This window comes from Nocardioides sp. NPDC006273 (assembly GCF_040613495.1).
Taxonomy (GTDB): domain Bacteria; phylum Actinomycetota; class Actinomycetes; order Propionibacteriales; family Nocardioidaceae; genus Nocardioides.
Window position 1 is genome coordinate 64,131 of record NZ_JBEXSD010000002.1, and the last position, 23,450, is coordinate 87,580.

At 68.1% G+C, this 23,450-nt stretch carries 25 protein-coding genes; 16 read left to right on the forward strand and 9 right to left on the reverse strand.

The genetic code is table 11. The annotated features are described in order from the left end of the window. Nucleotides 1-50: 50 nt before the first annotated feature. Entirely contained in the window at nucleotides 51-920 is an 870-nt protein-coding gene (locus tag ABZZ22_RS01375) for a hypothetical protein (RefSeq protein ID WP_354926048.1), read from the reverse strand. A 398-nt stretch (nucleotides 921-1,318) separates the two neighbouring features. Between ABZZ22_RS01375 and nrdR the strand changes: the two genes are divergently transcribed. The 4 genes from nrdR to ABZZ22_RS01395 all read left to right on the forward strand — a co-directional run bounded on the left by nrdR (nucleotide 1,319) and on the right by ABZZ22_RS01395 (nucleotide 5,881). Beyond that, nucleotides 1,319-1,819: a transcriptional regulator NrdR gene (gene nrdR, locus ABZZ22_RS01380; protein ID WP_354926050.1), complete on the forward strand. Its 501-nt coding sequence runs from the start codon at nucleotides 1,319-1,321 to the stop codon at nucleotides 1,817-1,819. A gap of 202 nt (nucleotides 1,820-2,021) precedes the next feature. Continuing rightward, nucleotides 2,022-4,958 carry a vitamin B12-dependent ribonucleotide reductase gene (locus tag ABZZ22_RS01385; RefSeq protein WP_354926052.1) on the forward strand — a complete coding sequence of 979 codons (2,937 nt, stop codon included), beginning with the start codon at nucleotides 2,022-2,024 and terminating at the stop codon, nucleotides 4,956-4,958. A 136-nt stretch (nucleotides 4,959-5,094) separates the two neighbouring features. Then, nucleotides 5,095-5,448 (forward strand): nuclear transport factor 2 family protein, encoded by a 354-nt coding sequence (locus tag ABZZ22_RS01390; protein WP_354926054.1) that lies wholly within the window; start codon nucleotides 5,095-5,097, stop codon nucleotides 5,446-5,448. 67 nt (nucleotides 5,449-5,515) lie between these two features. Continuing rightward, nucleotides 5,516-5,881, forward strand: coding sequence for an HIT domain-containing protein (locus tag ABZZ22_RS01395; RefSeq protein ID WP_354926056.1), 366 nt, complete (start codon nucleotides 5,516-5,518; stop codon nucleotides 5,879-5,881). A 43-nt stretch (nucleotides 5,882-5,924) separates the two neighbouring features. Here the strand turns inward: ABZZ22_RS01395 and ABZZ22_RS01400 are convergent, their stop codons facing one another. Continuing rightward, complete coding sequence (locus ABZZ22_RS01400) at nucleotides 5,925-6,398, reverse strand: hypothetical protein (protein WP_354926058.1); 474 nt, start codon at nucleotides 6,396-6,398, stop codon at nucleotides 5,925-5,927. Between the two features lie 329 nt (nucleotides 6,399-6,727). Here ABZZ22_RS01400 and ABZZ22_RS01405 point away from each other — a divergent pair, with 329 nt between their 5' ends. Both ABZZ22_RS01405 and ABZZ22_RS01410 read left to right on the forward strand, forming a co-directional pair. Beyond that, nucleotides 6,728-7,006, forward strand: coding sequence for a hypothetical protein (locus ABZZ22_RS01405; RefSeq protein ID WP_354926060.1), 279 nt, complete (start codon nucleotides 6,728-6,730; stop codon nucleotides 7,004-7,006). Continuing rightward, nucleotides 7,006-7,653, forward strand: coding sequence for a hypothetical protein (locus ABZZ22_RS01410; RefSeq protein ID WP_354926062.1), 648 nt, complete (start codon nucleotides 7,006-7,008; stop codon nucleotides 7,651-7,653). Before ABZZ22_RS01405 ends, ABZZ22_RS01410 begins: the two co-directional genes overlap by 1 nt. Before the next feature lie 46 nt (nucleotides 7,654-7,699). On the opposite strand, the gene ABZZ22_RS01415 is transcribed toward ABZZ22_RS01410, so the two are convergent. The 4 genes from ABZZ22_RS01415 to ABZZ22_RS01430 form a co-directional block, all read right to left on the reverse strand. Beyond that, nucleotides 7,700-10,438 (reverse strand): cation-transporting P-type ATPase, encoded by a 2,739-nt coding sequence (locus tag ABZZ22_RS01415; RefSeq protein WP_354926064.1) that lies wholly within the window; start codon nucleotides 10,436-10,438, stop codon nucleotides 7,700-7,702. A gap of 104 nt (nucleotides 10,439-10,542) precedes the next feature. Next, the gene (locus tag ABZZ22_RS01420; RefSeq protein ID WP_354926066.1) at nucleotides 10,543-11,220 is read right to left on the reverse strand and encodes a universal stress protein; all 678 of its coding nucleotides are present in this window, start codon (nucleotides 11,218-11,220) and stop codon (nucleotides 10,543-10,545) included. Between the two features lie 160 nt (nucleotides 11,221-11,380). After that, a complete protein-coding gene (locus ABZZ22_RS01425) occupies nucleotides 11,381-11,551 on the reverse strand; it encodes a hypothetical protein (RefSeq protein WP_354926068.1) in 171 nt (56 codons plus the stop codon). A 187-nt stretch (nucleotides 11,552-11,738) separates the two neighbouring features. Next, the gene (locus ABZZ22_RS01430; RefSeq protein WP_354926070.1) at nucleotides 11,739-13,814 is read right to left on the reverse strand and encodes an MMPL family transporter; all 2,076 of its coding nucleotides are present in this window, start codon (nucleotides 13,812-13,814) and stop codon (nucleotides 11,739-11,741) included. 185 nt (nucleotides 13,815-13,999) lie between these two features. On the opposite strand from ABZZ22_RS01430, the gene ABZZ22_RS01435 reads away from it, so the two are divergent. From ABZZ22_RS01435 to ABZZ22_RS01480, 10 genes are all read left to right on the forward strand, one after another. After that, nucleotides 14,000-14,422 (forward strand): DUF302 domain-containing protein, encoded by a 423-nt coding sequence (locus ABZZ22_RS01435; RefSeq protein ID WP_354926072.1) that lies wholly within the window; start codon nucleotides 14,000-14,002, stop codon nucleotides 14,420-14,422. After that, nucleotides 14,406-14,666: a metal-sensitive transcriptional regulator gene (locus ABZZ22_RS01440; protein ID WP_045546765.1), complete on the forward strand. Its 261-nt coding sequence runs from the start codon at nucleotides 14,406-14,408 to the stop codon at nucleotides 14,664-14,666. Before ABZZ22_RS01435 ends, ABZZ22_RS01440 begins: the two co-directional genes overlap by 17 nt. Before the next feature lie 103 nt (nucleotides 14,667-14,769). Then, complete coding sequence (locus tag ABZZ22_RS01445) at nucleotides 14,770-15,927, forward strand: hypothetical protein (protein WP_354926074.1); 1,158 nt, start codon at nucleotides 14,770-14,772, stop codon at nucleotides 15,925-15,927. Nucleotides 15,928-16,000: 73 nt separating this feature from the next. After that, nucleotides 16,001-18,010, forward strand: a complete 2,010-nt coding sequence (locus ABZZ22_RS01450; protein WP_354926076.1) for an MDR family MFS transporter — start codon at nucleotides 16,001-16,003, stop codon at nucleotides 18,008-18,010. A gap of 89 nt (nucleotides 18,011-18,099) precedes the next feature. Further along, nucleotides 18,100-18,399: a hypothetical protein gene (locus tag ABZZ22_RS01455; RefSeq protein ID WP_354926078.1), complete on the forward strand. Its 300-nt coding sequence runs from the start codon at nucleotides 18,100-18,102 to the stop codon at nucleotides 18,397-18,399. After that, nucleotides 18,399-19,601, forward strand: a complete 1,203-nt coding sequence (locus tag ABZZ22_RS01460; protein WP_354926080.1) for a hypothetical protein — start codon at nucleotides 18,399-18,401, stop codon at nucleotides 19,599-19,601. The genes ABZZ22_RS01455 and ABZZ22_RS01460 overlap by 1 nt, the downstream gene beginning before the upstream one ends. Before the next feature lie 7 nt (nucleotides 19,602-19,608). After that, complete coding sequence (locus tag ABZZ22_RS01465; protein WP_354926082.1) at nucleotides 19,609-19,968, forward strand: hypothetical protein; 360 nt, start codon at nucleotides 19,609-19,611, stop codon at nucleotides 19,966-19,968. 2 nt (nucleotides 19,969-19,970) lie between these two features. Then, nucleotides 19,971-20,396 (forward strand): hypothetical protein, encoded by a 426-nt coding sequence (locus ABZZ22_RS01470; protein ID WP_354926084.1) that lies wholly within the window; start codon nucleotides 19,971-19,973, stop codon nucleotides 20,394-20,396. Beyond that, nucleotides 20,393-20,833 carry a hypothetical protein gene (locus tag ABZZ22_RS01475; protein ID WP_354926086.1) on the forward strand — a complete coding sequence of 147 codons (441 nt, stop codon included), beginning with the start codon at nucleotides 20,393-20,395 and terminating at the stop codon, nucleotides 20,831-20,833. Before ABZZ22_RS01470 ends, ABZZ22_RS01475 begins: the two co-directional genes overlap by 4 nt. A 454-nt stretch (nucleotides 20,834-21,287) precedes the next feature. Next, nucleotides 21,288-21,548, forward strand: a complete 261-nt coding sequence (locus ABZZ22_RS01480) for a hypothetical protein (RefSeq protein WP_354926088.1) — start codon at nucleotides 21,288-21,290, stop codon at nucleotides 21,546-21,548. Here the strand turns inward: ABZZ22_RS01480 and ABZZ22_RS01485 are convergent. The 3 genes from ABZZ22_RS01485 to sigK form a co-directional block, all read right to left on the reverse strand. Further along, nucleotides 21,532-21,966: a hypothetical protein gene (locus ABZZ22_RS01485; protein WP_354926090.1), complete on the reverse strand. Its 435-nt coding sequence runs from the start codon at nucleotides 21,964-21,966 to the stop codon at nucleotides 21,532-21,534. The two genes, ABZZ22_RS01480 and ABZZ22_RS01485, sit on opposite strands and share 17 nt — an antisense overlap. A gap of 96 nt (nucleotides 21,967-22,062) precedes the next feature. Beyond that, the gene (locus ABZZ22_RS01490; RefSeq protein WP_354926092.1) at nucleotides 22,063-22,842 is read right to left on the reverse strand and encodes an anti-sigma factor; all 780 of its coding nucleotides are present in this window, start codon (nucleotides 22,840-22,842) and stop codon (nucleotides 22,063-22,065) included. Continuing rightward, nucleotides 22,839-23,438, reverse strand: coding sequence for an ECF RNA polymerase sigma factor SigK (gene sigK, locus ABZZ22_RS01495; RefSeq protein ID WP_354926094.1), 600 nt, complete (start codon nucleotides 23,436-23,438; stop codon nucleotides 22,839-22,841). The genes ABZZ22_RS01490 and sigK overlap by 4 nt, the downstream gene beginning before the upstream one ends. Between the last annotated feature and the right edge of the window lie 12 nt (nucleotides 23,439-23,450).

Here is a 23,450-nt window from a genome sequence, read left to right on the forward strand (position 1 = left end):
TGGGAAGCGTCTGCAGCACTCTCGCTGTTTCGGGGCCCGCTGGGTCAGGGTCAGTGACGCCCGCGGTAGGGGCTGTCCGGCTCGGCCGGCGGCCACTGCTTGTTGCGGATGCCGTGTCGCGGCGGCCATTCGTCGTCCGGTTGGTCGGCCGGGTCCTGGGGAGGCCGCTGGGTGGGCATCGCCTGGGTCGCGGCGGGATCCTGGGTCAGTCGAGCCCGAGAGCCGGTCTGGCCGTAGCCGGTCGGCGCCTGGTAGGAGCCGGACTGGTACTGCGGCGATCCGGCCTGCTGGGCGGGGTAGCCGTCGGTGGTGTATCCCTGCGATCCGTACACCGAGGTGCTCTGTGGTGTCGAGGTCGGCGTCGAGGGGTTGGAGTAGTAGGGCTGCGGGGTCGGCGGGGGAGCGGTCGGCGGCTGGTAGGCCGATGCGCCGTAGGCAGCCCGGCTGCCGGTGCTGCCGTAGCCCTGATCGTCTCCGGGATAGCCGTATGGCGACTGGGAGCTCGTGTCGGTGTAGGCCGAGCGACTCCCGGTGCTGCCGTAGGGCTGCTGCTGGTTCCCGGTGTCGGCGCTGTGTCGGCTGTAGGAGCCGGTGTCCTCGTAGCCGTAGGAGCCGGTGCCGTAGTAGTCCTGCTCCGAGTAGGCCTGGCCCGGGTAGTCCTGCTCCTCCACGTAGGCGTTGGAGTGGTTTCCGGCGTAGTCGTCGGCGGGCGGTGGGGTGGGGGAGCCGGTGAGGGCCCGCCAGGCCTTCCCGGCGAAGGTGAAGGTCAGGAAGAGGCAGGCGACTGCGAAGACCGCCGCGATGGCGAGCTTCACCCAGGCGCCGGAATCGCCTCCCCGTGCGTCGGCCCCGAAACCGACGGCGACCCACACCAGCACTCCCCAGATGATCAGGGAGGCCAGTGTCGCGATCGCAGGCAAGATGAATGGTGGCCGGGGACCGCTTCTGGGGCGCGTGCCTCTCCGCGACCCGACGCGATTTCCTCCGGAGATGTTTGTCACGGGGGTCATTCTTACGCATGCAGCCCAGTTCGGCGCCCCTGAACCGGAATCTTTCGGTGTTTGGCCCGGCGACACGCCGTGCAGGCGGGAAACCCGCCCTGCGCTTGCATCGACTGAGGGGCGGGCGTACGGTTACCACTACATCTAGTAGTTACACGGCTGTAGTTATCCACATCTAGTTCACATGAATAGGTGGATGACTCACAGCGATGAGGGTGTTGTTCCACAGGGGTCCACGCTCGTATCCACAGGTTCCACAGGCTCGGGCCGCCGTTGAGACGGCCTGGATCCACAGGCTTCATGAGAGGGGCTCGACCGTGCACTGTCCGTTCTGCCGACACAGCGACACCAAGGTGCTCGACTCCCGTGTGGCCGAGGAGGGTGGCCAGATCCGGCGCCGCCGGGTCTGCCAGGAGTGCGGGAAGCGGTTCACGACCGTCGAGCAGATGCAGCTGATGGTGGCCAAGCGCTCCGGCGCTGCGGAACCGTTCAGCCGCGACAAGGCGGTGCATGGCGTCCGCAAGGCATGCAAGGGCCGCCCGGTCACCGAGGACCAGCTCGCCTGCCTCGGCCAAGAGGTCGAGCAGGCGCTGCGCAGCCAGGGGTTGGCCGAGGTCCCCAGCCACGAGGTGGGGCTGGCGATCCTCGCGCCGCTGCGCGAGCTCGACGAGGTGGCCTACCTGCGCTTCGCCAGTGTCTACCGGGCCTTCGGCTCGGCGGAGGATTTCGAGCGGGAGATCCAGATGCTGCGTACGGAACGGGAAGTCAACGACTTCGAGGCAGAACATCCGGTCGAGGTCCCGGTGGGCACCGACTAGATCCCACGGCCATGTGAATCGAGACGGCACACAGACCGGCCCAGGCAGGCCGTGGGGAAGCGACCTGCCTGGGCCTTTAAACAGCAGAGCCAGCACGACTCAGAGCAAGACGTACGAAGCCCGAACGGGCGCAACAGGAGACTCCACCATCAGCACCGACCAGCAGCACGGCACAGCGATCGATGACAACAGGGGGAAAGAAATGACAGACACGGCAGCAGAGGCATCGACGAAGGCGGGCGCCGGGCTGAAGATCGAGCGGATCTTCAGCACCGAGGGTGTCCACCCGTACGACGAGATCACCTGGGAGCGACGCGACGTCGTCCAGAAGAACTGGAAGACCGGCGCGACCGTCTTCGAGCAGACCGGCGTGGAGTTCCCCGACTTCTGGTCGATCAACGCCTCGACGATCGTGACGACCAAGTACTTCCGCGGTGCGATCGGCACGGAGAAGCGTGAGCAGAGCCTGAAGCAGCTGATCGACCGGGTCGTGAACACCTACGTCGCCTCCGGCAAGGAGAACGGCTACTTCGCCTCGGACGCCGACGCCGACCTCTTCGGCCGCGAGCTCACCTGGCTGCTGGTCCACCAGTACTTCGCGTTCAACTCGCCGGTCTGGTTCAACGTCGGCACCGAGTCCCCCCAGCAGGTCTCTGCCTGCTTCATCCTCTCGGTCGACGACTCCATGGACTCGATCCTGAACTGGTACAAGGAAGAGGGCCTGATCTTCAAGGGCGGCTCCGGTGCCGGTCTCAACCTCTCCCGCATCCGCTCCTCCAAGGAGCTGCTGAAGTCCTCCGGCGGCACCGCCTCCGGCCCTGTCTCCTTCATGCGTGGCGCCGACGCGTCCGCCGGCACCATCAAGTCCGGCGGCGCCACCCGCCGTGCGGCGAAGATGGTCGTCCTCGACGTCGACCACCCCGACATCGAGGAGTTCGTCGAGACCAAGGCGCGCGAGGAGGACAAGATCCGCGCGCTGCGCGATGCCGGCTTCGACATGGACCTGGGTGGCAAGGACATCTCGTCCGTGCAATACCAGAACGCCAACAACTCCGTGCGCGTCTCCGACGAGTTCATGCGCGCCGTCGAGGAGGGCAAGAAGTTCGGTCTCCGCGCCCGCACCACCGGTGAGGTCATCGAGGAGATCGACGCCCGCGAGCTGTTCCGCAAGATCTCGATCGCCGCGTGGGAGTGTGCCGACCCGGGTCTGCAGTACGACGACACCATCAACGACTGGCACACCAACCCGGAGACGGGCCGGATCACCGGCTCCAACCCGTGCTCGGAATACATGTCGCTGGACAACTCCTCCTGCAACCTGGCGTCGCTGAACCTGCTGAAGTTCCTCAAGGACGACGACACCTTCGACGCCGTGCGCTTCGAGCAGGCCTGCGAGGTCGTCTTCACCGCGATGGACATCTCCATCTGCTTCGCCGACTTCCCGACCGAGGCGATCGGCCAGACCACCCGCGACTACCGCCAGCTCGGCATCGGGTACGCCAACCTCGGCGCGCTGCTGATGGCGATGGGTCTCGGCTACGACTCCGAGGGTGGCCGCACCATGGCCGCCGCCATCACCTCGCTGATGACCGGCGCCGGCTACAAGCGCTCTGCCGAGCTGGCCGGTGTCGTCGGTCCGTACGCCGGCTACGCCCGTAACGCCGAGGCTCACCTGCGGGTCATGCGCAAGCACCAGGCCGCCAACGACGCGGTCCGCTCGATCAACCCGGTCGACCGCAACATCATCGACGCGGCGACCAAGGTGTGGGCCGATGTCATCGAGGTCGGCCGGGTCAACGGCTTCCGCAACGCCCAGGCCTCGCTGCTCGCGCCGACCGGCACCATCGGCTTCATGATGGACTGCGACACCACCGGCATCGAGCCCGACTTCTCGCTGGTCAAGTTCAAGAAGCTCGTCGGTGGCGGCTCGATGCAGATCGTCAACCAGGTGATTCCGCGGGCGCTGAAGAAGATGGGCTACCAGCCCGAGCAGATCGAGGCGATCGTCGACTACATCGCCGAGCACGGCCACGTCATCGACGCGCCGGGCCTGCGCCAGGAGCACTACGAGGTCTTCGACACCGCGATGGGCAAGCGCGCGCTGAAGCCGATGGGCCACGTGCGCATGATGGCCGCGACGCAGCCGTTCCTCTCCGGGGCGATCTCCAAGACCGTCAACCTGCCGGAGTCCGCGACGGTCGAGGAGATCGAGCAGGTCTACATGGAGTCGTGGAAGCTGGGCCTGAAGGCCACCGCGATCTACCGCGACAACTGCAAGGTCGGCCAGCCGCTGGCCGACGGCAAGTCGGAGGGCGCCAAGAAGGACCAGGGTCTCTCCACCGCCGCTGCGGAGGCCGCGGAGGCGGTTGCCGCCGAGGTCGAGCCCGAGGTCATCGAGAAGATCATCGAGAAGATCGTCTACGCGCCGACCCGCAAGCGTCTGCCGAAGTCGCGCGTCTCGCGCACCACCTCCTTCACGGTGGGCGGCGCCGAGGGCTACATGACCTCCGGTGCCCACGCCGACGGCGAGCTCGGTGAGGTCTTCCTCAAGCTCGGCAAGCAGGGCTCGACCCTGGCCGGTGTCATGGACGCCTTCTCCATCGCGGTGTCCGTCGGCCTCCAGTACGGTGTCCCGCTGGAGACCTACGTCTCCAAGTTCACCAACCTGAAGTTCGAGCCCGCCGGTCTGACCGACGACCCGGACGTACGCATGGCGCAGTCCCTCATGGACTACGTCTTCCGCCGGCTGGCGCTGGACTACATGTCCTTCGAGGACCGCTCGGCTCTCGGCATCTACTCCGCCGACGAGCGCCAGCGCTACCTCGAGACCGGCTCCTACGAGCCGCTCGGCAACGGCGGCACCACCGCCGCCGAGCTCGTCCAGAAGCCTGCTCGGGAGCGTAAGGCCGCCCCGGAGGCGAAGTCCGAGGTCGTCGATGCCGACATCAAGGAGGAGACCCCCGCCGAGGAGGCTCCGAAGGGTGAGGCCAAGGCCGCGCACACCACCGCCGAGCTGCTCGAGTCGATCAGCGGCATGGCCATCGACAGCCCGCTCTGCTTCACCTGCGGCACCAAGATGCGCCCCGCCGGCTCCTGCTACGTCTGCGAGGGCTGCGGCTCGACCTCCGGTTGCAGCTGAGCCTGAAGGCTGAATGAGTCGGGTCCCGTGCCTCAAGTGGGGGTGCGGGACCGGCTCGTTTTCAGGGGATGTGGGAGTCCCGGTGTCATGGGGTGACCTCGGGGCTCCCACGTAGCAATTGGTTAGCCTGCGATACGTGAGTGATGCGGATCTGGCTGACGTGATGGCGCTCGAACGTGAGCTGCAGACTGCGACGGTTCGCGCCGATCCGGGTCGCCTTGTGGAGCTCTTGGCGCCCGACTTCGAGGAGATCGGTGCCTCTGGCCGCCTATGGGACCTTGCGTCGATTCTCGAGATGCTCGGGAGTGAGAACCATGACTCTCCCGGCATCGAGGTGCACGAACTCACCGGGCGCGTGATCGCGGACGACACGGTCATCCTCAGGTGGCAGTCGGTCCGTGGTGAGCGCCGCGCCCATCGAACCTCGCTGTGGCAACATCGCACAGAGGGTTGGCGCTTGGTGCACCATCAAGGAACACCAGTCGCTTGATGTGGGCGTATCGGTGCAACCGGGTGGTCTCAGGACTCCCAAGTCGCGTTGAGCCTAGGGTTTCTCGATGAGCTCTGATGGCGTAGACGCCCCATACGTAGGGTCTGATTTCTACTGCGATGTCGCGATTCCGCACACTGACCGCCTGGACGTGATGCACGAGGACGAACACGTGCTTGCGTTCCATCACACGCGGCCATTCTGGACAGTCCACATCGTGGTGGTGCCCAAGCGCCACATCGGCTCGCTCACGACCGTGAGTGCCGAGGATGAGAGTGACGTCCGCAAACTGCTCGGTGTCGTCCAAGCGGTGGCCAGGGACGTGGAGTTCGAGCAAGGCGCGGCGGCGATACTCACCAACCTGGGTGCATACCAGGACTCCAAGCACCTCCACGTCCACATCCACAGCGGCGAGCGCCGAGACCAGAGGTGACGTGGGCGTCCTGGTGTCACTGGGTGGCTTCAGGACTCCCACGTCACATCCAGATCTCCAGATCGCACTTGTCTCCACACTTCATCGGGTCTTCCTGCCAGCCTCGTTGGTGCAGCAGTTGAGAAACTCTGCAGGCGGTGCGGCACTGAGTCTCGAACACCTGGGGCCAGCGGACGCGGGCGGTCAATCGGCCGCCCAGAGCCGAGTCATCGAGGTCTCGGTCGGCGTCGCGGCCCTGAGCTCTCCAAGACTCGTGGTTGAGGCGACCGTCTAGCTCGACGACCAGGCCGTACGCCTCGTACTCGACGTCACGGAACTCGTTGCCGTTCGCCGTCAGCCTCACGCTCTGACGGGTGCCTGGTGGGAGGCCGTGGGCGCGTTCGACGCGGCTGAGGTAGCCGTGCTCGAGGACCGAGCAGGTGCCGGCGTCGATGTCGGCGAGCAGCTCGGAGATGAAGGCTCGGCGGGGGAGTCGCGGATGGCGCTCGAGGGCGGCGCGTACGGCATTGGTGGTCACTCCGCGGTGGACGACGATGCCAGCTGGCGGGTCGAGGCGACGGGTGTGGTCGATGGCTACGTGGATGGGGCTCCCACGTCGCCGTTGTTTCCTTTTCGGCACGATAGGTGGGAGCACCGACAGTCTTGGCTCGGCGGGAACTGGCCCGATCTCGATCGCTCAGTTCGCTCGCACGCCTAGAACGCCCGCAAACACCGGCCTTCCGACCCGCCGTTGTGTGGCCTTCGTCCCTGTGGCCCGAGCGGACGGCGAGTGACGATCACTGTATGAGGGCGGCGAGCGCCGCGCGGGCGCGCCGTGGGACTTCACTCGAAGGACAGGAGCCGACAATGATGGGTTACGGATACGGCATGGGTGCCGTGGGCTGGATCGCCATGACCATCTTCTGGGTCGGGTTGATCACCTTGGTCATCTGGGTCATCGCCCGCGTCCTGCCGACCGGCGGTGGCTGGGGGGACGCCGCGCCACGACGGGGCGGAGCACCCGCGGAGAGCGCCGAGGACATCTTGGACCGGCGCTTCGCCGCCGGGGAGCTGGACGAGGAGACGTACCGGTCGATGCGCGCCACCCTGCGCTCCTCCGGGATCACGCGGGACGAGCCCCGGTGATGCGTACGGCAAGGGAGCTGTGGGTTCCGCTGGTGGCCCTGCTCGCGATGCTCGGCTCCGGCGCCTGGTTGATCACCCACGATGAGGATGACGGCCGAGGGTTCGGGCGCTGGGGCGGAACGGGCATGCCGATGATGGGCGGCTCAGCCGAGTCGAGGTGGCTGGCCGGCGACCGCGACCCGGTTGACGACCTCGCCGAGGCACGAGACCGAGCCGAGGACTTCGCCGAGACCCTGGGGCCGGGGCTGCGGGTGGGCGAGGTGATGCGGTTCACCAACAACTACTACGCCGAGCTCGAGGAGACCGACGGGGCCAAGGCCACCGAGGTGCTGGTCGACGCGTCGACCGGGGCCGTACAGCTCGAGTTCGGGCCGGCCATGATGTGGAACACCCGCTACGGGATGATGGCCCGCCCCGGCGCACCCGCTCGGCTCAGCGCCGAGCAGGCCCGGGCGACCGCACAAGCCTGGGCCGACGACCACGAGGGGCTCACCGTCGCCGAACCCGAGGCCTTCCCCGGCTACTACACGCTGCACACGCTCCAGGACGACCGCATCGAGGGGATGCTCTCGGTGAGCGCCGTCACCGGTGCCGTCTGGTATCACAGCTGGCACGGGGAGTTCCAGGAGATGTCGGAAGGCACCTAGCCGACTCGGGACGAGGGATCTCCTGTGGCCACACCCGCCGGGCGGGTCACGCGCGGGCCGGCGGCCGGCCGGAGGTCGGTGGGCGACCACGGCGCAGCCGCTTGTCGACAGCGACCACGACGCTGGCGGCCACCGCGATCGCGAAGATCCGCAGCCATGCGTCCCACCCGATCGGCGCGGTGTGGAAGACCGAGTTCATGGCGGGCAGGTAGGTCAGCGCGAGCTGCCCGACCGCCTGGGTGGTGACGCCGAGGATGACCCAACGGTTCGAGAAGAGGCCGATGCGCCACGCGGACTGCGTGAACGAGCGGCAGCTGAAGAGGTAGAACGCCTCGACCACGACGAACAGGTTCACCGCGGCGGTCCGGGCCTCGGCCAGGCCAGCGCCGCGGGCCTGCTCCCACTCGAACAGCCACCAGGAACCGGCGACCAGCAGCGCGGAGACAAGGAGGATCTGCGTCATCAGTCTGCCGGTGAGCAGCGGCTCGTCGGGGTCGCGAGGAGGCCGGGTCATGATGCCGGCCTCCTTCGGCTCGAAGGCCAGCATCAGACCGAGGGCGACAGCGGTGGTCATGTTGATCCACAGGATCTGGGTGGGCAGGATCGGCAGGGCTGCGCCGGCCACGATCGCGACCAGGATGACCAGCCCCTCAGCGATGTTGGTGGGCAGAGTCCAGGTGATGAACTTGGTGAGGTTGTCGAAGACCCCTCGGCCCTCCTCGACGGCCGCCTCGACGGTGGCGAAGTCGTCGTCGGTGAGGACCATGTCGGCGGCGTCCTTGGCGACCTCGGTGCCGGTCCGCCCCATCGCCACCCCGATCCCGGCCTGCCGCAGCGCCGGCGCGTCGTTGACCCCGTCGCCGGTCATCGCGACGACCTGACCTCGGGCCTGGAGCGACTCGACCAGGCGGAGCTTCTGCTCGGGGGAGACGCGAGCGAACACGCTGGCTCGGTCGACAGCGTCCGGCAGCTCCTCGGCGGGGAGCGCAGCCAGGTCGGCGCCGGTCAGCACCGAACCGGGGACTCGCTCGCGCTCGCTGAGCACTCCCACCTGCGCGGCGATGGCGGCGGCGGTAGCGGCATGGTCGCCGGTGACCATTTTGACCGCGATCCCGGCGCCGTGGCAGGCGGCAACCGCGGCAGCGGCGGCAGCGCGCGGCGGGTCGAGCATGGCCTGCAGGCCGGTGAACGTGAGCGCTGGCCTCAACCCGTCCTCGTCGAACTGTCCGGGATCCAGTTCCTCGGCCCCATCGACCGCCCACATCGCGGTCGCCAGTACGCGAAGCCCCTGCCCGGCGAGTTCGTCGGCCGCCTGCAGTACCGCGGCGCGGTCCAGGGGCCGGCCGTCGCCATCGGTGTTCATCTGGTCGCAGCACAGCTCGAGGATGCGTTCGACCGCGCCCTTGACGAGCACCACCTGTGGCGCGGCGAGCCGGCTGGCGGCGTTCGGGCCGGTGGTGGTGTCCTGGTGGAGAGTCGCCATGTACTGGCGATCGGAGTCGAACGGGATCGTCGCCACCCGGCGAAGCCGATCGGACACGTCGTCGACACCGATCCCGGCCTTGGCGGCGACGACCAGCAACGCAGCCTCCGTGGGGTCGCCGATGATGGACCATCCGTCGTCGCGCTGTGTGAGTGTCGCGTCGTTGCATCCGACGCCCGCTACCAGCGACCAGCAGAGTGCCGGGTCGGCTTCCAACGACGCTGGCCGACCGTCGGCGTCGTGCACCTCTCCGGTGATGTCATAGCCGGAGCCCGTGACTTCGTAGTGACCGTTCGGCGTCCACACGGTGCGTACGGTCATCTGGTTCTCGGTGAGGGTGCCGGTCTTGTCCGAGCAGATCACGGTCGTGCTGCCGAGGGTCTCGACCGCGGGGAGTCTGCGGATCACCGCGCGACGCCGCGCCATCCGGGACACCCCGATCGCCAAGGTGATGGTGACCGCCGCCGGGAGCCCCTCGGGGATGGCACCGACGGCAAGTGCGATCGCGGCGGTGAACGTCTCGGTCGCATCCTGCCCGCGGAGAACGCCGACTGCGAAGGTGGCCGCGGCCAGCCCGAGGATGACGATGGTGAGGGCCTTGCTGAAGGCGGCGAGCTTCTTGGTCAGCGGTGTCGCCAACGTCTCCGCAGCCCCGACGAGCCGATGGATCTCACCCAGCTCGGTCTCAGCGCCGGTGGCGATCACGATCCCAGCGCCGCTTCCGGTGGTGACCAGGGTGCCCGAGTAGGACATGTTGTGACGGTCGGCGACCGGGATCGCGTCCGGAAGCACGACTGCATCCTTGACGACCGGGACGGACTCACCCGTCAGCGCGGACTCGTCGATCCGCAGCTCAGCGAGGCGGATGAGCCGCACATCAGCGGGCACCTTGTCACCGGCCTCGATCAGCACGAGGTCCCCAGGAACGAGTTCCTCGGAGGCAACGGTCCGCTCGTGGCCGTCGCGGATCACCCGCGCGCTGGTGTGGACCATCGTCCGAAGCGCGTCGAGGGCTCCCTCGGCCTTGGACTCCTGGATGAAGCCGACCAGAGCGTTGACCAGCACCACTGCGAGGATCACGGCAGAGTCGACGTACTCGCCCAGGCCGGCGGTGATCGCCGAAGCCGCGAGCAGGACGTAGATCAGCGGATGGTGGAACTGTCGCAAGACCCGCCGAAGATATCCGGCCCCCTTGGCCGGGGGCAGGCTGTTCGGCCCGAAGCGCGCGAGCCGTTCCTCGGCCTCCCGGTCGGACAGCCCACGATGCGGGTCGCTCTCCAGCAGCAGCACCACTTCATGCACCGCCAGACTGTGATGGTCGGTCGCGCTCGAAGACCGAGGCATCGCGGCGGCCGGTAGGTGGTCATCACGACCTTGGCGGTCGGCTCGCGTGGACAGTGGGCTACTCATCCTCGAGCCCGCGCGGATGTCTCGGTGAGGGGCCTGGAGATGGAGGTCGACGGCACGGGCTCGACTACGAGCACCGGCAGGTGCGCATGGCGCACCAAGTCCGAGGACACGCTGCCGAGCAGGTGAGGAGACAGTCCACGACCGCGACGCCCGACCACGACCAGGTCCATGTTCTGTTCCTCGGCGAACCGTCGCAAGGCCTCACCGGGCGGCCCGGCCAGCACCTCGAACCGCACCTCAACGCCAGCTTCTTCGGCGGCAGTGGCGGCAGCGGCCAACCGCTCGGTTGCCGCCGCGAGCTCCGGCCGGGTGTCGTCTTCGCCCGCTTCGTACCACACGACCTCCGCCAACATGAGTAGTTCGCATCGAGCGCCGAGAAGGTCGATCGTCCGAGTCAGGGCCTGTTTCGACTCCGGGGAGCCGTCCAGCCCGATCAGCACTCTCGGCCGGCTCGCGGAATCGTCGTGCCGCTCCGAGAGCCCGCCGAGGCTCGAGGCGGCCAGTCGGGGAAGCCGCTCGACCCGTTCCAGTGCGATCGGGACGAAGATCGGACCGAGAGCCACCGCGATGGCCACCCATCGAGGATCGTGTCCGTGACGCACCATCCACAGCCCCACGACGAGTCCGAGCAGCACCCATCCCGCGGCGACGATCACTATCGCAATTGGATCCATAGCACCACGCTCGTTGAGGCGCGGCTCTGCTGGCAGAGTCTCGGTGCCCTCCTCTTCGGGCCCAAGGTCCAACCCTCAGAAGGGGCGGGCACGGTGACTCCTCGACGAGTCTCGCCGACAGATGCCTGGACCGCAGGTCCCGGAGCGTCCCCTTCGGGCGTCAGTGGCCGAGGATCCGGCTCAGCCAGGTGCCGTTGGGGTCCTTGGGATCAGCGGAATGGCCGGGGCACCACTGCCCGGCGGGCACGGAGGCCTTGACGGTGGCGACGTGCCGGCCGCAGCCGGCCCAGGTGGTCTCCTTGCACTTCTTGCAGCGGACGGAGCGACACATTGTTCGATTCCTGCTTCTGTGGATCTGTCGGTGGTCAGGCGGGAGGTTCGCCGGCGTCGAGGGCGTCGACGACACCGATCGCGAAGGCGATCAGCTCCTTGGTCTTACGTCGAGCGCGCCAGGTCGCGCAGGACGCCCTTGCCGTGGGGTGAGCCGGGTTCGGTCGTGGTGGTCATGATGATCCCTTTCAGCTGTGGGAGAAGGTGATGTTGGGCAGTACGCGGCGCAGCCAGGCCGGGGTGGCCCAGGCGGCGCGGCCGGCGACGCGGAGCATCACCGGAAGCAGGACGAGACGGACCAGGAAGGCGTCGAGCAGCACGGCGACGCCGAGGATGACGCCCATCTCCTTGGGGGGCAGCGGGCCTGACAGGGCGAAGGTGAAGAACACCGCCACCATGACGCCGCCCGCGGCGAAGATGACCCGCCCGGAGTGGGCGACCGCGCCGACCATCGCCTCGTGTGGGTCACCGGACTTCTCCCAGTGCTCCTTCGCGGAGGCGAGGAGGAAGACGGTGTAGTCCATTGCGATCGCGAAGATCATCGCGAAGAAGAAGACCGGCGCCCAGGCGTCCAAGAAGCCTTGCGGCTCGAATCCGAGGAGCCCGGAGCCGTGTCCGTCCTGGAAGATCAGGCGAGCGACCCCGAACGCTGCCGCGGTCGACAACAGACTGACCAGGGTGCCGAGCAGCGAGATCAGTGGGGCCTGCAGAGCCACGAGCAGCAGCAGGAAGCCGAGCACCAGGACGACGCCGATCACCAGCGGAGTGGTGGTGTCGAGCTGGGTCTTCAGGTCGAGGTTCTCGACCGCTGCGCCACCGACCAGGGCGGAGCCCGGCAGGTCGGAGCGGAGCCGGTCGACGGTTTCGGAGAGGCTGGGGTCGGAGGGGTCGACCGTCGGCACCGCCTGGATCAGGCTGTAGTCGGTGCCGTCCGCAGCCGGTGCCGTCGGCATGACGGCTTCGATGCCGTCGTCGTCGGTCAGGATCTGCGATGCGTCCTCGGCGTCACGCTTGTCGACGACGATCTGGAGCATGCCCGGTGCACCTTCGCCGAAGGCGTCCTGGACCTGGTCGTAGCCGACGCGAGCGCTGGCGTCCTCCGGTAGAACCTTGATCGACGGCATCGCGGTCTTCAGGCCGAGAACGGGTGCGGCGAGCACGATCAGCACGATCAGCGAGCCCAGGCCCCAGGCCACGGGGCGTCGCCACAGTCGCTCGCCCCAGGAGGCGAAGACGGGGGAGCGGTGCTCCCCGACCTTGACCCAGGGCAGTGAGAACTTGTTGATCTTCTGATCGAGGGCAACCAGCACCAGCGGGAGCAAGGTCAGGGTCGCGGCGAGCACGAAGACGACCGAGAGCATGATGCCGCCGGCCATGGAGCGGAACGAGGGTGAGGGAACCAGCATCACCGCTGACAGGGAGACCAGCACCGTCGCGCCGGAGAGCAGAACCGCCTTGCCGGCGGTGTCCATGGTCTCGGCGATCGCCGCACGCGCGGAGCTGTGGTGTCCCATCCGGGCGGCGCGGTATCGGGCCACGAGGAAGAGCGCGTAGTCGATGCCCAGGGCCAGTGAGAACATCATCGCGAAGTTCATCGCCCAGATCGAGACCGGAACCAGCTCGTTGATCAGCACCAGCGAGCCCGCGGAGGCGACCAGCCCGGCGAGGGTCAGGACGAGTGGAAGTCCGGCGGCGACCAAGGCACCGAAGGCGAGTACGAGGATCGCGAGTGTGACGGGCCACGACATCATTTCCGAGGTCAGCATCGCCTCCAGGTTGGCCTCGTTGAAGTCCGACCACAGCAGCGAGGAGCCCGTGGGGTTGACCTGCACGGTGTCGGTGGAGAGGCCCTGGAGCTCTTCCTTGAGGTCGGTGGCAACGCGCACCATCTCGTTGGTGTCCACGCCGGCGCCGGCCAGCACCACCGCCGTGGCGCCGTCCTGGGACAGGCTCGCCCCGGGCATCGGAGCGATCACCTCATCCAGCCGCGGCTCGTCCTGAAGGATCTGGGTCACCTCTGCCAGCACCTCCTGGCCCTCACCGTCCTGGAGCGACCCATCGGTGCTGTGGACGACCACCTGGATCGCGTGGCTGGCGTTGCCGCCGAAGTGCTTCTGCGCGAGCTCGCGAACCGCCACCGACTCCGACCCGTCGGCCTGCCAGCCGGCGCCAGAGAGGTTCTTCTCCACCGCCGGCGCGAAGACGCCCAGCCCGATCACCACTAGCACCCAGCCGATGGTTACCAGGCGTCGGTGATCGGTCACCCACACTCCCAGTCGACCCAGTGGGCCAGGACGCGTGAGCGGCGCGGTCGCTGGCGGGCCAGCGGCGTACTTCGTCTGCGGCATTCGTGGTTCCTTTCCGAATCTAACCCCCTGGGGGGATGCTGGTGGACGGTAGCATAACCCCCCGGGGGGTTGTAGAATCGATGAGAACGAACGGAGAACCGATGAACGACTTCACTCTGAGTGCCACCGTCCCTGCGCCGTACGCGGAGACCTTGGCGCGCGTACGAGACCTCCTCGGCGACGCCGGGTTCGGCGTCCTCACCGAGATCGACCTGGCCGCCACGCTGCACGCCAAGCTCGGCGTGGACATCCCGCAGCAGGTGATCCTGGGAGCCTGCATGCCTCAGCTCGCGCATCGAGCGCTCGAGGCCGACCCGCGGATCGCGACGATGCTGCCGTGCAACGTCGTTGTCGCTGCCGAGGGTTCGGAGACCCGGGTGGAGGTCTTCGACCCGGCTGCGATGACCTCGTTCAGCTCGGACGCCGGCGTCGCCGAGGTCGCGGCGGACGCGCGTCAGCGCCTCGCCGGCATGCTGGAAGCCCTCACTGGAGAGAAGAAGGACGACGATGCAGCTCGAGCCTGACGAGATCAAGGCCATCATCACCCGACTCAAGCGGGCCAACGGCCACCTGGCGTCCGTGATCCGGATGCTCGAGGAGGGCTCGGAGTGCGAAGACGCGCTGACCCAGCTCGCGGCGGTGAACAAGGCAGTCAGCCGAGGTGGCTACGCGCTCGTCGCCACCGGCCTGGAGAAGTGTCTCGCCGAGGGTGGTCGCGACAGTGTCGACACCAAGAAGATGGAGAAGCTCTTCCTCGCTCTTGCCTGATCGGCGGGCCGATCACTGTCCACAGGCAGGCTTCGGGCCGGAGTTGTCCACAGGCCGGTGATAGGCGCTGGCGGTGCGTTCGATTCCGGGGTCTCGTGGTGTCATGCCCAAACGCAAGAAGCACCAGAAGCGACCCGTCTCGAACAACCGGTTCGGAGACCCGCGGCGGCGGTCGTTCGCCGACAAGGTCGTCGACAGTCCCTATTGGCCGGCGATGTTCGCGGTCAACGAAGGCGAGGCTCGCGGGGACGTGAAGGCGGCCCTGGGGATCATCCAGCGGACCAGTGGCCAGCTCGACAAGGAGCAGTTCTGGCATCCGTCGCGCGTCGAGCGGCTGGAGCAGCTGTCGCTGCTGGCCGCGCTCATTCCCAGATGGGCCCACTCGCGATGGATCCTCGCGCAGGCGCTGCAGGGGACCCATCCGCGCAACAAGTGGCGGATGGCGAAGGCGATCAATCTCGCGCTGGACGTCCGCGGCGGGCCCCATCCCGATCGTGACCGCGAGGACGACCGGATCCAGATCTTGGATCGTGACTGGGTTTACCGACAGACCTTCCTCTACGACCTCGGCGGGCTCGAGGCCTTCCTGAGGCACGACGCTTCCGGCGATCTCATCGCCGGCGCCGATCGGATCTGGGAGTGGGTGCGGGCGCCGATGCGCGGCGTACGTCTGCTGGGGAGGGATCCGCGACATCTCCTCTGGGAGGATCCGGCGACCGGAGAGCGGCTGACCACGATCAACATCGGTGCCGGGCTCCTCGTCGACGACGGTGAGTGCGTGATCGGCCGGATCGTGCCGATCGATGACGGCCTGATGTTCGAGACGGCGCCGCTGCGCGTGCCCGAGGAGGTGGCGTACGCCGTCGCGGACGAGCCGGAGCGGTGGATCGACGCACTGCGCGATGCCAGCGAGCGACCCGAGAGCGAGCCGGGAGAGATCTGGACCCACCGCGGCCTGCGCGACTACGGGTTGCTCACCGACATCCCGTATGGGCTGGTCGACCTCGCAATGGACGCGGGCCTCCACGCGTTCCGGCACCCTGACGACGAGCCCGCCGATCTCGATGAGCTGTTCGATCATCCAGCCGACTACCCGGCGTGCCTGGCCGCATGGCTGGTGCGTCCGGCGACGGTCAAAGCGCTCCGTGGGGGCGCGCCGCTGGAGGGTCTTGCTGCGCTCGGTGGATTCGCCGAGTTCGTCCACGAACCGGCCGCGAGCCTCATCCACGACCTGGTAGATCGTCACCAGGAGGCCGCCTGACATTCCGCAAAGATCTCTCGATCGAAGCTGGGGTTTGGCTTAGTTTGGTTCCAGTCGAGACGTGGGAGTCCCAATGGCAGCACCGAAGGCGGCGTCGGACACCGAGCCTCAGCTGAGCCGTCGCCGGATCAACGTCATCTTCGGCACCGTGCTCCTCGGCATGCTTCTCGCGGCGCTCGACCAGACGATCGTGTCGACCGCGCTGCCGACGATCGTGGCCGATGTCGGAGGTGCCGGTCACCTGTCGTGGGTGGTGTCGTCCTACCTCCTGGCGGAGACGGTCGCGACCGTGCTCGCCGGCAAGTTCGGCGACCTCTTCGGCCGCAAGCTGCTGCTGCAGGTCTCCGCCGGGCTCTTCATCCTCGCCTCGGCCGCGTGCGGGTTCGCGACGGACATGGCCTGGCTGATCGGCGCGCGAGCAGTGCAGGGCATCGGCGCCGGTGGTCTGATCGTGACGGCGACGGCGCTGATCGGCGACATCATCCCGCTGCGGGAGCGCGGGAAGTATCAGGGCGCGCTCGGTGCTGTCTTCGGCGCCACCACCGTCCTCGGCCCGCTTCTCGGCGGACTCTTCACCGACCATCTCTCCTGGCGCTGGGCGTTCTACATCAACCTTCCGCTGGGGATCGCCGTGATCGCGATCGCCAGCCTCACGCTGCCGCAGATATCCCGCGGGAAGCGCCCCTCGATCGACTACCTCGGCATCCTCTTCGTGGGTCTTGGCGCATCGATGCTGACGCTGGCGGTGAGCTGGGGTGGGACGGAGTACGCCTGGGGGTCGGCGACCGTCATCGGCCTGTTCGTGGGCTCGGTCGTCGCCTTCGCGATCTTCGTCTGGGTCGAGTCGCGGGCGGTCTCTCCGATCCTGCCGTTGCGGCTGTTCCAGGACCGGGTGTTCACGGTGAGCGTCGCGCTCTCGTTCATCGTCGGCTTCGCGATGCTCGGCGCGATGACCTACCTCCCGACCTACATGCAGTACGTCCACGGCGTCTCCGCGACGTCGTCGGGGATCCGCACCCTCCCGATGGTCATCGGCCTGCTGGTGACCTCGACGCTGGCAGGGACGATCGTGGGCCGGACCGGGCGCTACAAGATCTTCCCGGTCGCCGGGACGCTGACCATGGCGCTCGGGCTCTACCTGCTCTCGACCATGGACGCCGAGACCAGCACCTTGATGATGTCGCTGTACCTGCTGGCCATGGGCATGGGTGTCGGCCTGAGCATGCAGATCCTGACGATCATCGTGCAGAACACCGCGGCCTACGAAGATCTCGGCGTGGCCACCTCGGGCGTCACCTTCTTCCGGACGATGGGCAGCTCGTTCGGGGCCTCGATCATGGGCACCGTCTACGCCAACGCACTCGCCGACCGGCTGCCGTCCGCGGTCGCCTCGGCCGGGGTGTCCGCCGATGCTGTCGCGACGCCCGCGGCGCTCCATGCGTTGGCCGACGCCCAGAGCGCCCCCATCATCGACGCCTACGCGGAGACCCTGCACCTGGTCTTCCTCGCCGCGGTGCCGGTCGCCGGGCTTGCGTTCCTGCTCGCGCTCTTCCTCAAGGAGGTGCCGCTTCGTGGCACATCCCGGGCTGCCGCGACCGACGCGGGCGACGGGTTCGCGATGCCCAGCTCGTCGGACAGCGCGATGCGGCTCGACGTCGCCGTCGCCCAGCTGGTCCGCCGTCAGCCGCCGGAGACCTTCACGATGCTGCGGGAGTCGGCGGTCGATCTCGGCGCGGCGACCGCGTGGTGCGTACGCCAGGTCGGGATCCGGGAGTGGGTCGGCGGCGACACCTCGCTGGTCGCGATCGGCCACCGCCTCGGGATGCCGGGCGAGGTGCTGGCGCCGGCATTCGCCGCTGCCGCGGCGGAGGGCTACCTCTACGGCGACGCGACGGCGTACGCGCTGACGGAGGCTGGCAGGGAGGAGCTCGCCAAGCTGGTCGCGGCGTTCAAGCAGTGGCTCGCCACCGAGCTGTCCGACTGGGGTGCCGACGACGCCAAGCTCGATGAGGCTCTCGTAGCGCTCTCCCGGCAGATCGTCGAAGATGAGAGCGACCGGCGGTCGCCGGCAGCGGTCGCCTGACCCTCTGACCCGAATCTACCGAGGTGCTCTTATAGGGCTTTTTACTTTCTTCCGTGTTTGAAACTGGTGAAAGGGGGTAGGACGAAGTCATGACCGAAGACATGCACGTCAGCCCCAGCGATCTCAGGTCCATCAAGAACACGCTCAACACTGCTGGCGGCGAGCTCTTCAAGCAGGCCGAGCCGCTGCAGAAGACACCTGACGTCGGCGAGTCGTCCTCCGAGGTCGCGACTGCGCTGGCGTCGCTGGCAGCGGCGGTCGGTGGCATGGCCGAGGGCCTCGGGTCGCTGAGCGACGGCGTGCAGAACGCACTGGACCACGCGACCACGTCCGACCACGCGGCCGGGGACGAGGGCCGCCGCCACGAGCAGAGGGTGAGGGGCAGCTGATGCCGGAGGCGATGGACACGAAGGTCTACGGTGACGCGGCCGCGGCGCAGACGGCGGCGGACGCGTGCACGACCGCCAAAGAAGCGGTCGGCGATGCGCTCGACGACGTCGGCAAGGCGATCAAGATCGCCGGCTCGTGGAAGGGCCAGGCCGGCGCCGCCTTCGAGACGAAGGCGGAGAAGCGCAAGAGCGACCTGCGTCAGCTCGAGTCGCGCATCGAGGCCATGGGCAAGGGCCTCTCCACCTTCTCCGGCGACCTCAGGGCGGTCGAGACCAAGATGTCGACGATCCGCGCCGAGGCCGGCGAAGCCGGGCTCGGCGTCAGCGGCACCATGATCTCGCCGCCGACCGACCCGGGTGAGGACGCCTCCGAGGGCGACGTCGACGCCCACAACACCAAGGTCGAGAAGTGGAATGCCCTGGTCAGTCGCGTAGAGACGGCTCGCAAGGACGAGGACAACGCCCATGAGGACCTCGGCAAGGCGATCGCGAAGTCGACCGGCGACGGCTGGATCGAGGACCGTCTCCAAGACCTGGGCCTGCTGCCCAAGGACTTCTCCGACGGCATGCAGATCGGGGCCTACGCTCTGGGGTTGGCCGGTCTCGGCGCCGGTGCCGGCATCGACTGGATGGTGAAGAGCCGTTACGGCATCTTCCAGCCGCGGGTTAACGGGCGGTTCGCCAGCCCGGCGAGCCTGACCAAGCTGGATCGTGCCGCGAAGGTGCTCAGCGACAAGAACTGGCACGCGAAGGCCAACAAGGCAGCCGTACGCGGCAAGTGGCTGACCGCGGGCAAGTGGGCCACCCGGGCCGGCTGGGTGGTCACGGCCGGCACCTCGGCGTGGGAGCAGTGGCAGAAGGACGCCGACGATCCGTCGCTCTCGACCACGGAGCGGGTCAGCCGCACGGTGAGCACGTCGGCGATCACGACCGCGGGCGCCGCAGGTGGAGCCTGGGCCGGAGCCCAGGCCGGCGCTGCCATCGGCAGCATCTTCCCCGGACCGGGGACGGTCATCGGTGGTGTCGTCGGTGGTGTGATCGGTGGTGCGATCGGCTCCGGGCTGGCCGGCAAGGCGGCCGACTTCGTGGTCGACGAGGCCGGTGAGCTCGGTGAGGCCGTCGTCGACGGGGTCAGCGACTTCGCGGAGGGCGCCGGCGAGGTAGCCTCCGATATCGGCGACGCCATCACCTTCTGGGACTAGGACAGCAATGATCTGGGCCGCACTCATCCTGGCCGCCGGCACCATCGGCGCCGGCGTCAGCATCTGGCAACATCTCGGGCTCTCGGCCCGTGCCCGTTCCTGGGCGAACTCGTGGAACCGGGGCGGTGTGGGCGAGGACATCGTGCTCATCCATCTGCCCTGCATCTCCGCGCTGGCCATCACCGGCTCGACGGCGTTCGGGCTGGTGCCGGAGCAGACTGCGGCGTGGACGATCATCGGCGGGCTCTTCCTGCTCACCTGCATCGTCTACCCGCTGCTGGTCATCGTGCCCACGCCGTCGTTCGTCAAGCCGAAGTGGTATCGCGAGTCGCGCCCGAAGAAGAAGCGCACCGCGGGGAAGAAGTGACCGTGTCCGACAACCAGACGACCATGACGCTCCCGGACGGTTGGGAGAGCGTCGACCCGCCCGAGGGCGTACGTTTCCTGGCGCTCGCGCCGACCGAGGGCACCTTCCGCGCCAACATCACGGTGACCGCCCAGACCAACGGTGACCTGGGGTTTCGTGACTGGCAGGTCGGCTCGGAGATGGCGTTCGCCGAGATGATGCCGGGCTACACGCCGATCGATCTGGAGCGCCTCACGATCGCCGGTCAGGAGGCGGGGCGGCGGCTCGCGATGTACGACGGGCCGGGCGAGTCCGCGCTGACCATGGAGCAGTGGTTCGTGGCGATCGACGGTGTCGGCCACACCCTGACCGCCACGGTCCCGACCAGCGAGTACGCGACCTGGGCCGCCCAGATCGACGCCACCGCCGCGACCTGGAGCCCGGTATGAACGCGGTGGAGGTCGCCTGGGTCCTCGCCGGCCCGGGCGGCCGGCTGGAGCACCGCGCCATCGTCGATCCCGTGGGCGTCCACCTCCAGCTGGGTGTCGACGGCACCCGTACGCAGCCCCTCGACCTCCCACGCGGCCACCTCGTCCCGAGCCTGATCCGCACTCTCAAGATCCGCCCGGTCAAGGGCGCCGCCGGATCGGTGCGCCCCTTCCCGACCGCCCGGATGGCCGAGCTGCTGGGCGAGGACCAGGACGTCCGCGACGCGGCCCTCTACGAGGTCAGCGCCCGCACCGCCTGGTCGATCACGGTCGACTCGTGGCAGCTGGCCGGCATCAACGGCGCCAACGGTGTCCATCTCGCACTGAACGACAAGCTCACCCCGATGACCAACACCGCCTTCTACCGCATGCTCTGCCAGCAGCTCGGCGCCTACTGAGCCCTGCGCCCGGGCAAGCAAAATTTTGCGCGGGTTTGTTTGAGGGCGGTCGAATCGGGGAAGGACCTGGTCGGGATCACTTCAGGCTGAATCGGGGGACACCGTATGACCATCAGCATTCCCGAGTCGCTCACCACGCTCGCCGATGACCTGCGCACAGCAGCAGACACCGCACGAGACGGATTCACCGACAACGTGGCGGAGCTGGACATCCCGGGCACCGCTCTCACTGACTCGATCGAAGCGGTCGACACCGGATCGCGTCGGGTCCGAGCGGCCGACTGGGAGGGGAAGACCGCCGACTCCTACGACCAGCGCCGCCGAGCCCAGCGGCGAGCGGATCAACTACTCGCCCCGAATCGAGCTCTCCCATCGGGTGTTCCCCTGGCCGCCAGGCGTCAACCTGGCCGTCGCGCCCTCGGGTGGCGGTCAGCTGTTGGCCCCGGGCAATACGTTGACGGTCGAGACCAGCGTCGACCTCCCCGCGACCCGCAACCAACCCTTCGGTGACGATCTCGGGCACGGGAAGATCACGCTTCCCAAGGAGCCAGTGGCAGTACGTTTCTGTGTTGGTGTGGTCGCCTCGCCGATCCCGCCCGCAATGAGGCTCGAAGAGACCGGCGGGGATCTGACTTTCGCGCACGGCAACGCCGGTCACGATGCGCAGCATCTGTTCTGCAGCGCGAGCAAGTCGTTGGCTACTGATCCCGCTTGAGGGTGAGGGTCGAGAAGTCGGCGCCGAGGATGCGGAAGGCGTCGACGAGGAGCCCGGCGACGAGCGACGACTCGGCCCGGGGCACGGTGCGCCAGTAGTGCGGCACGGCCGGAGCCAGGGCGATCGGGTCGGTCTCGTCGGGGGTCAGCCAGCCGGCTGCGCGAAGTGCCTCGTGCTGCTCGACGGGGGCTTGCCAGGCGCCACCGATGTGCTGCGTACCTGCGAGCTCGGCGTAGAGCACCTCATCCACGCACAGCACCTGGCCCCAGCGAGACGGCGCGGACCGGGACGCCTTCGACCTGAGCCGGGCCAGGAGGCCGGTGGGCTCCGGTGTCGAGGGCTCGGGCTCGCTGATGATCACGAACTCCTGCTGCCCGAGGCCGACGAGCTCGGCGGTGATCCGTTCCTGCCACTGCATCGCTTCCACCTGTCCATCCAACCAGTTAAGAAAGCCGAAAGCAGACCGCCGGCAAGCCGGCGGTCTGCTGGGACCCGGGACTTCCTGACGGCGAGGTCAGGTCGCCCGCGAGAAGTCGAACAACGCGATCGGCGCCGAGGTCGGCTCCTTCGAGCCTCCGTCCGGCTCGACGGTGATCCCGGCGGCACTGGCATCCGCGGCGTCACCCTCGAGGACGATCGTCTGGTCGGTTTCGTCGGGCATCAGGCCGGCCGGGACCATGACCTCGTCGTGCTGGAGCCAGAGCTCGTAGACCTTGCCGTCGGGCGCGGGCGGCATGTCGGAGGTGACCAGCACCGCCTTGCCCTCCGAGACCGAGCGTACGATCCGGGCGCTGGCGCCGCGGGGCAGCTTGACGGAGACCGTCTTGGCGTCCTCGGCGCTCAGCACCCGCTCGGCCGTCGAGACGGTCTGGGTCGAGTCGTCGCGAGTCAGCTGGACCACGCCGACCGTGCCGGTGCCGACGATGGCAAGCACTGCCGCAGCAGCCGCGAGCAGCCGCCACCCTCGATGACGAGGACCGGTTGACCCCGAAGGGCTGGAGGGATCGGAGCCTTCGGCTTGAAGGGCAGCGCCGATACCCTCGATGCTGGTCGGCGTCTCGGGCGGTAGCGGGCGGATCTCCTTGATGCCGGCGAGCAGACGATCGCGCATCTCCGGTGGCGGAGCGACTTCGGTCAGCACGTCGAGCAGTGCGGCACTCTCCTGCAGGCTGGTCACCTCGGCGCGGCAGTCCGCGCAGACGGCGAGATGCTGCTCGAAACGGGCGCGCTCGATGTCATCGACGGCGTCCACGGCGTACGCGCCGGAGAGGGCGTGAATGTCTTGCGCTGTCATTGGTTCACTCCCATCGCGTCGCGAAGACGAATCAGCCCGTCCCGGATACGGGTCTTTGCGGTGCCGACCGGTAGGTCGAGCATGGCGGCTACCTCGGTGTGGGTGTAGCCGCCGAAGTATGCGAGCTGCAAAGCCTCGCGTTGAGCTGCTGTCAATGTCTCGAGTGCTGCGTGGACTCGGCGAGCCTCCAGCGAGCTCTCCGCCGCTTCGGCAGTGGTGTCGTGCGCCGGAGCATGCGTGGTGCCGTGGTAGGCGGTGTCGTTGCGGCCGGCGGACTCCGCCGACCTGACCCGGTCCACCGCACGACGATGAGCCAGCGTCAGCAGCCACGAATGGGCACTTCCGAGGCTCTCGTCGTAGCGGCTGGCTTGGCGCCACACCTGGAGGAACGCCTCCTGGGTGACTTCCTCGGACTGGGCCGGGTCACGCACGACTCTGAGCACGAGCCCGTGGACTCGAGCGGCGGTCTGGTCGTAAAGGGCCGCGAAGGCGGCTTCGTCGCCACGAGCGATGCGACGCAGGAGCACCGCAAGCCCGGGCGACCCGGTTCCCTCCGGCGACGAATCGCCGGAGGGAACTGAGCTGAGCGGTCTCATGTGTCTATCCTC